The sequence below is a fragment of the Bifidobacteriaceae bacterium genome, assembly GCA_031281585.1.
Classification (GTDB): Bacteria; Actinomycetota; Actinomycetes; order Actinomycetales; family WQXJ01; genus JAIRTF01.
In genome coordinates this window covers 1-7,122 of record JAITFE010000005.1, presented here as the reverse complement: position 1 = coordinate 7,122, position 7,122 = coordinate 1, and the positions used below count along the sequence as shown (strand labels likewise).

The 7,122-nt window shown below is 67.9% G+C and carries 5 protein-coding genes; 4 read left to right on the top strand and 1 reads right to left on the bottom strand.

Annotated elements, in window-relative coordinates; all coding sequences use genetic code 11:
- Positions 1–173 precede the first annotated feature (173 nt).
- The gene (locus LBC97_00210; protein MDR2564485.1) at positions 174–485 is read right to left on the bottom strand and encodes a hypothetical protein; all 312 of its coding nucleotides are present in this window, start codon (positions 483–485) and stop codon (positions 174–176) included.
- Positions 486–504: 19 nt separating this feature from the next.
- Between LBC97_00210 and LBC97_00205 the strand changes: the two genes are divergently transcribed.
- The 4 genes from LBC97_00205 to glpK form a co-directional block, all read left to right on the top strand.
- Entirely contained in the window at positions 505–2,544 is a 2,040-nt protein-coding gene (locus tag LBC97_00205) for a hypothetical protein (protein ID MDR2564484.1), read from the top strand.
- A 355-nt stretch (positions 2,545–2,899) separates the two neighbouring features.
- On the top strand, positions 2,900–3,658 hold the full coding sequence (locus LBC97_00200; protein ID MDR2564483.1) for a hypothetical protein: 759 nt from the start codon (positions 2,900–2,902) through the stop codon (positions 3,656–3,658).
- Positions 3,659–3,680: 22 nt separating this feature from the next.
- Positions 3,681–5,708, top strand: coding sequence for a glycerol-3-phosphate dehydrogenase/oxidase (locus LBC97_00195; protein MDR2564482.1), 2,028 nt, complete (start codon positions 3,681–3,683; stop codon positions 5,706–5,708).
- A partial coding sequence (glpK, locus tag LBC97_00190; GenBank protein MDR2564481.1) for a glycerol kinase GlpK occupies positions 5,705–7,122 on the top strand: 1,418 nt, incomplete at its 3' end. The genes LBC97_00195 and glpK, both read left to right, overlap by 4 nt.

Sequence of the window (7,122 nt, the reverse complement as noted above, 5' to 3'; positions counted from 1 at the left end):
GCGGGCCGTCTTTTGTCGGATATCGCGCGCCGTGGCGCCAATTATGTCAAAGCGATTCCTTCGCCTTCCCTGCCGCCCGTCGAAACGCCCCCAAATGGCGACTTTCTAATAGGGTTCTTAGCCCAGAACGCCCGCAAACCAGGCTGGCCCTTGCTTGACGCGTGGTTGTTCTTCTACGTCTGCCCGGAAACTAGACATAAGGAAACCACAATGGCTTTCAGATCGCCTTTCGCCCCTGTTCCCTCTAGATCATTAGGTTCGTTTACCAGCACTTTCGCGTCTTTCGTGTTTGCTGCTGGGTTGGCTTGGTCGGTGTCGCCCCTTGGCGCGCAGGCAGCAGAGCCGGTCAGCCCGCAGTCATCGCCGGTCCTCGCTGCGCAGGCGCCCGCAGTCGCGCCGGCGGAGGCATCGTCGGTCACATTGTCGCCGACATCGTTGGACTTGCCCTGGGGAGGTTGGTCCGGCACTCTGTCGATAACGACCACCAATTATGAGCATTGGCTCATGGAGAGCGCCCCGCTGTGGGTTGGAATGGTGATCATTGGGGGGTCGGCTCCCGCACACGTCAACATTTGGGTGCCGCCCAATGAGTACAGCGTCGCCCGGTCCGGTGTGATTGTGATCACTTCCGGCACGGCGCGGGCGGAATTGCCGATCAGGCAGGCGGCGGCGCCGGTTTTGTCGTTGTCGAGGTCGGGTTGGGCTGCGCCGGCGGGGGGTGGTTCGGCTGCGGTGGCTGTGTCGACGGATCAGGAGGCCTGGTCGAGCAGCGCGCCGGGTTGGTTGTCGGTGGCGCCTTCGTCGGGTGGTTCGGGTGCGTCGGCGCTGGTTGTGGCGGAGCCGAATCCGGGGGATTCGGCGAGGGCCGGGGTTGTGCGGTTTGAGGCTGGGGGTTTGGTCCGGGAGTTGGCGGTGACCCAGGTGGCTGGGAGTTTGGGTTTGTCTAGGTCTTCGTGGTCGGCTTCGGCGTCGGGGGCTGAGGCGGCTGTGCGTGTGACGAGCAGTTTCCCGGTTTGGTCGGCGGTTTCGGATGCGGGGTGGTTGTCGGTGACGCCTTCGGGGGCCGCTGGCGGGAGTGTGTTGGTCTCGGCGGGGAGGAATCTCGGGGAGGCGCGGTCGGCGACGGTGGTTGTGACGGCGGGGGAGATGGTCAAGACGGTTTCGGTGTCGCAGGGTCAGGGCCCGTCGCCGTCGTTGTCTTTGGCGAGGAGCAGTTATTCGGCTGGGGCGGGCGGGGACCTGGTGGGCGTGCGGGTGACGACGAATCAGGAGTCGTGGTCGGCGGTGGCGGACGTGCCTTGGCTGGCGGTGGCGCCGGCCAGCGGGGTGACCGGCGAGCAGGTGAGTGTGGCGGTGGCGGCGAACGCCGGGGGGAAGCGGTCTGGGACGGTGAGCGTGCGGGTGGACGGGCCTAGGGGTTCGGTGGTCAAGGCGTTGACGGTGACCCAGGATGCGGCGACGGTGTCGGCGTCGTCGTCTTCTTGGTCCCCATCTGCGGGCGGGGCGACTGTGACTCCGAAGGTGACGACGAACCAGGCGTTGTGGACGGCGGAGGTGGACGCCGATTGGGTGGTTGTGATGCCGGAGTCGGGTGTGACGGGGGAGACGATGATCTGGGCGGCTCAGGCGAACACGGGCCCGAAGCGGACGGCGACGATCACCCTGCGGGCGGGGGAGGTGTCCAAGACCATCGCGGTCACCCAAGCGGCGGCCCCCAACCCGTCGCTGTCGCTGTCGAAGACGACCTGGGCGCCGTCAGCCACGGAGAACGCGATCGTCGTGGGTGTCACCACGAACCAGGAGGAATGGCAGGTGTCCTCGGATCAAAAATGGTTGGAGGCTTATAGGAGCCTGGAAATGGACACCATGGTCAGCCCCGGCTCGCTTGTGTGGGTCAGGGCGAACCCGACCGCCTCCGCCAGGACGGCGACGCTGACGTTCACGGCCGGTCCGGTGACCAAGACTTTGAAGGTGACGCAGGCCGCCGGGCCGGCTAGGTTCTCTTTGCCGGAGTCGACGGTGTTCGGGAATCCGGATGGCGACGGCGCAGAGTCCTTCGTGTTGGCGCCGGTGTTCCCGGCTGGGGGGACGTGGACGGCGTCGGCCTCGCCGTCGTCTTGGTTGAAGTTGTCGCCGACGGGTTCGCAGCCTGCGGGCGTGGCCAGGACCGTCAGTTTGACGGCGAATACGAGCGGGGAGACAAGGGTCGGGACGATCACTGTGACGTCCGGCGGGGTGAGCGCCACCCATGTGGTGATCCAGCCGTCGGCCGCCAACCCGGTCAAGTTGTCGAAGACGAGTTGGTCGCCGTCCGCCTCGGGGGCGTCCACCACCGCGACTGTGACGGTGGCGGGGGGCATCTCTTGGGAGGCGGCCGCAGATGTGGACTGGCTGTTGGCCGGCCCGCGGACCAGTTGGACGGAGGACACTTTGACAATCGTCGCCCGGCCAAACACGGGCCCCGCACGGGTCGGAACGGTCTGCGTTAGCACTAGTCATCAACCCACCACATGCGTCACCGTCACCCAGCAGGCGGCCCGCTGACCCGCTCGCATTAGGGAACCGGCTCCGGCGGCCGGGGCGCCTCCCCAAGGCGCCCCGGGGCCGGTGCCTCCTGGTGGTCCCGTGAGGTGAGGTGGCGGGTACGGCGCGCCGGACGGCATCGGATCCCGTTTGGCGAACCAACAAGGCCGCGACCTGACGGGGCCACGCAGATTGAAGCTGTCCACAGGAAAGCGCGGTCTCCGTCACCGGCGCCCAGGATGTCTCGCGGGGACGCGGGCGGCTGCCCGGTGCTCGCCATAGAGGTCTGCGAGCGAACGTGGGAAGGCTACGAGTCTGGGCAACAAGGATAAGATCTACTTGGTCGAATTAGATCTTTACCACCTAGGATGAATCTGTGCCCCAGCCGCTGGTGCAGCCTTCCGACAACCCGCAACCCGCCCAGCCGCTGCGCCTGGTTCAGGCGCCGCCACCGCTGCCTCGTGTGGAGGGCAGCTTCAAGACCGTGCTCGCGGATCCGCCATGGCGGTTCGCCAACCGCACCGGCAAAGTCGCGCCGGAGCACCGCCGTCTCGACCGGTACTCGACCCTTCCGCTGGAGGAGGTCTGCGGCTTGCCGGTGAAAAACGTGGTGGCCGGTGACGCCCACCTCTACCTGTGGGTGCCGAACGCGTTGCTTCCCGAAGGCTTGAAGGTGATGGAGGCGTGGGGGTTCCGGTACGTTTCCAACAATGTGTGGGCCAAGCGCCGCAAGGACGGTGGCCCGGATGGGCGGGGTGTCGGCTTCCATTTCCGCAACGTCACGGAGTTGATCCTGTTCGGGGTGCGCGGCTCGATGCGCACGCTCGCCCCGGCCAGGTCGCAGGTCAACATGATCGAGACCCGCAAGCGCGAGCACTCCCGCAAACCCGATGAGCAGTACGACATCATCGAGGCGTGTTCCCCCGGACCCTACCTGGAGTTGTTCGCCCGCTATCCCCAAGAAGGTTGGACCGCCTGGGGCGACGAAGCGTTGCCCGATGCCGTCCCCCGCGGCCGCCAGCACAAAGGTTACGGCGGCGGCGAGGTTGCGTTTCTACCCCGGCTTGATCCGCATGAGAGGATCCCCCAAGAGTTCGCCGCGCGGCATGGCAACATGGAGGGGGTGGTCATTTGAGAGATGGAATGCGAGGCATCAAATGGATCATTCGGCTCTTTCGCCCGCCGGGCGCGAACGCGCGCTGGCCGTGATGGCGGAACGGGAACTCGACGTGTTGGTGATCGGCGGGGGTGTGACCGGCGCGGGGATCGCGGTGGACGCGGTGACGCGCGGGCTGACCACAGGCATAGTGGAGGCCCAGGATTGGGCGGCGGGGACCTCCTCGCGGTCCAGCAAACTGGCGCACGGCGGGTTGCGGTACCTGCTGATGTTGGATTTCAAGCTGGTCCACGAGGCGTTGACGGAACGGGACCGGCTGCTCTCCACGACCGCGCCGCACCTGGTCAAACCGGTGCCGTTCCTTTACCCGCTGACCCACCGCGTGTGGGAGCGCCCGTATGTGGCGACGGGCGTGGGCCTGTACGACTTGTTGGCTCATACCCCCGGCAGACGCCGGGCCCTGCCGATCCAGAGGCATTACTTCGGCCGCGAGCTGAGGAGGGTCTTTCCCGACTTGAAGCCGTCAGCGGCGGTGGGCGCGGTGAGGTATTTCGACTCGGAGGTGGACGACGCCCGGCTCACCCTCACACTTGTCCGAACCGCCGCGCGGTACGGCGCGCATGCCGCCTCACGGGCGGAGGTGACCGCGATCACCCGCAACCGGCTTGGCAAGGTGGACGGGGCGGTGGTCAAGGACCTGCTCAGCGGGCGCAGCGTCCGAGTCAAAGCCAAGCACGTGATCGGCGCGACCGGGGTGTGGACGGAGCAGACCGAGGCGTTGACCGGCCAGGGTGGGGGGCTGAAGGTGCTGGCGTCGAAGGGCGCGCACATCGTGGTCCCGAAGGACCGGATAGACGGCCAGATGGGGATCATCTCCCGCACAGAGAAGTCCGTCTTGTTCATCATCCCGTGGGACCGTTATTGGCTGATCGGCACCACTGACACCCCGTGGCGCCAGGCGACCCTCGACCATCCGGTGGCGACATCCGCGGACGTGGAATACCTCCTTGGGCAGGCCAACAAGCTCCTGGCCAGGCCGCTCGGCAAAGCCGACGTGATCGGTTTCTACGCGGGCCTGCGCCCGCTGCTCCAACCGGGCACCAAACAGGGCACCAGTTCCGCGAAGATCTCCCGCGAGCACACGGTCGCCTCGCCCGTGCCCGGCCTGACCATGATCGCGGGCGGCAAGCTCACCACCTACCGTGTCATGGCCAAGGACGCGGTCGACTTCGCGCTGGGGAAGGGGGCCGCCGCCGCCAAGCCGTCCATCACCAAGCACCTGCCGCTGCTGGGCGCCGAGGGGTACGATGCCGTCCGCAACAACGCCCCCAAACTCGCCTCCCGCTACGGCTGGGACCGCACCCGGACCCTGCATCTGCTGGGCCGCTACGGCTCGCGGGTCGCGGACATCACCGATTTGATCGACTCCGACCCGTCGCTCGCCGAGCCGATCCCCGGCGGCGAGCATTACCTGAAAGCCGAGGCGGTGTACGCCGCCACCCACGAGGGCGTCATCCACTTGGACGACGTGATGATGAGCCGCACCCGTTTGAACCACGAGGTGCCCGATGCCGGCCTGGCGGCTTCCAGCGTGATCGCCCGGTTGGTCGCGCCCCACCTGGGTTGGGACCAGGCGCGAATAGAGGCCGAGGTGGCCGGCTACGCCGCCCGGGTCGAAGCCGAGCGGGCGGCCGCGCGCCTGGCGACGGACGCCGAGGCGGAGGCCGCCCGCCTGCAAGCCCAAGAGCTGACCCCCATGGAGGACCTGGGGCCGGAAATAGCCGCAGCCAAGGCCGAAGAGCAGGAACGGGCCGACCTGGCCGCGACCGGCCAACGGGAGGATGCGCCGGCGGGGCCCGCCGGGCTTGGCGCCGACGTGGGCGCAAACCCCGGCGACGGCGCAGGGGATGGCGGCGGAACGGCATCGGGCGCGGAGTCCGGCGACGGGTTCGGCGCGCCGGTGGCGGGCGGCGCCGACGCGGGCGCAAGCCCGGGCGAGAGCGGCCGGGGTGGCGGGCGGACGGCATCGGGTGCGGGGAAAAACGCTAAGCGCGGCGGCGCTGGATGAGCGACTTCGTGCTGGCGATCGACCAGGGGACCACGTCCTCGCGGGCGATCATCTTCGACCATGACGGGCAGATCGTGTCGACCGGGCAACTGGAGCACCGGCAAATCTACCCGGAGGCGGGCTGGGTGGAGCATGATCCGGTCGAACTGTGGGGCAACACCCGGCAGGTGATCGCGGTGGCGCTGGCGAAGGCCGAACTGCTGGCGAAGGACATCGCGGCCGTGGGGATCACGAACCAGCGTGAGACGACCGTGGTCTGGGAAAAGGCAACCGGGCGGCCGGTCCATAACGCGATTGTGTGGCAGGACGCTCGGACGGCGGGGTACGTGGACGCGCTCGCGGCCGAGGGCGGGGTGGAGCGGTTCCGGCAAATCACCGGCCTGCCGCTGAATCCGTACTTCTCCGGCACCAAGATCGCGTGGGTCCTGGACCATGTGCCGGACGCGCGGCGGCGGGCCGAGCAGGGCGAACTGTTGTTCGGCACAACCGACACGTGGGTGCTGTGGAACTTGACGGGCGGGGTGGACGGCGGGCGCCACCGGACTGATGTGACGAACGCTTCGCGGACCAACTTGATGGACTTGCGGACGCTGGCCTGGGACGGTTCTGTGGCGGCCGCCTACGGGGTGCCGGAGGCCGTGCTGCCTAAGATCATGCCCTCCTCGGGCGAATTCGGCCGGGTCGCGGATGACGGGCTGTTGGCGGGCGTGCCGGTGACCGGCATCCTGGGGGACCAGCAGGCGGCGACTTTTGGCCAGTGCGCGTTCAGTCCGGGCGAGGCCAAGAACACCTACGGGACGGGTTGTTTCCTGCTGGTCAACACCGGTGAGGATGTGGTGTTCTCGCGGGCGGGGTTGCTCACCACCGTGGCGTACCAGTTGGCGGGGGAGGCTCCGCGCTACGCGCTGGAGGGCTCGATCGCGGTGACCGGCTCGTTGGTGCAGTGGCTGCGGGACAACCTGGGGCTGATCGGGTCCGCGCCGGAGGTGGAGACCCTCGCGTTGACGGTCGAGGACAATGGGGGCTGTTACATTGTGCCGGCCTTCTCGGGCTTGTTCGCGCCCTACTGGCGGACGGATGCGCGCGGGGTGATTGTGGGGCTGACCAGGTACGTCAACAAGGGTCACCTGGCGCGGGCGGCGCTGGAGGCGACCGCTTATCAGACCCGCGACGTGCTGGACGCGGCTTTGGCGGATGGCGCCGTGCTGAGGGAACTGCGGGTGGACGGCGGCATGATTGAGAATTCGCTCCTCATGCAATTCCAAGCGGACATCCTGGGTGTGGACGTGGTGCGTCCGGTCGTGGCTGAGACAACGGCCTTAGGCGCGGCGTACGCGGCCGGCCTGGCGGCCGGCTACTGGAGTTCGCTGGAGGAGCTGCGCTCCAACTGGCGCGAGGGCGGCCGCTGGCGGCC

Bases quoted from the DNA above. Each gene is read 5' to 3' on its own strand.
- LBC97_00195 (MDR2564482.1), top strand. From the start codon at position 3,681: ATGGATCATTCGGCTCTTTCGCCCGCCGGGCGCGAACGCGCGCTGGCC.
- LBC97_00205 (MDR2564484.1), top strand. From the start codon at position 505: ATGGAGAGCGCCCCGCTGTGGGTTGGAATGGTGATCATTGGGGGGTCG.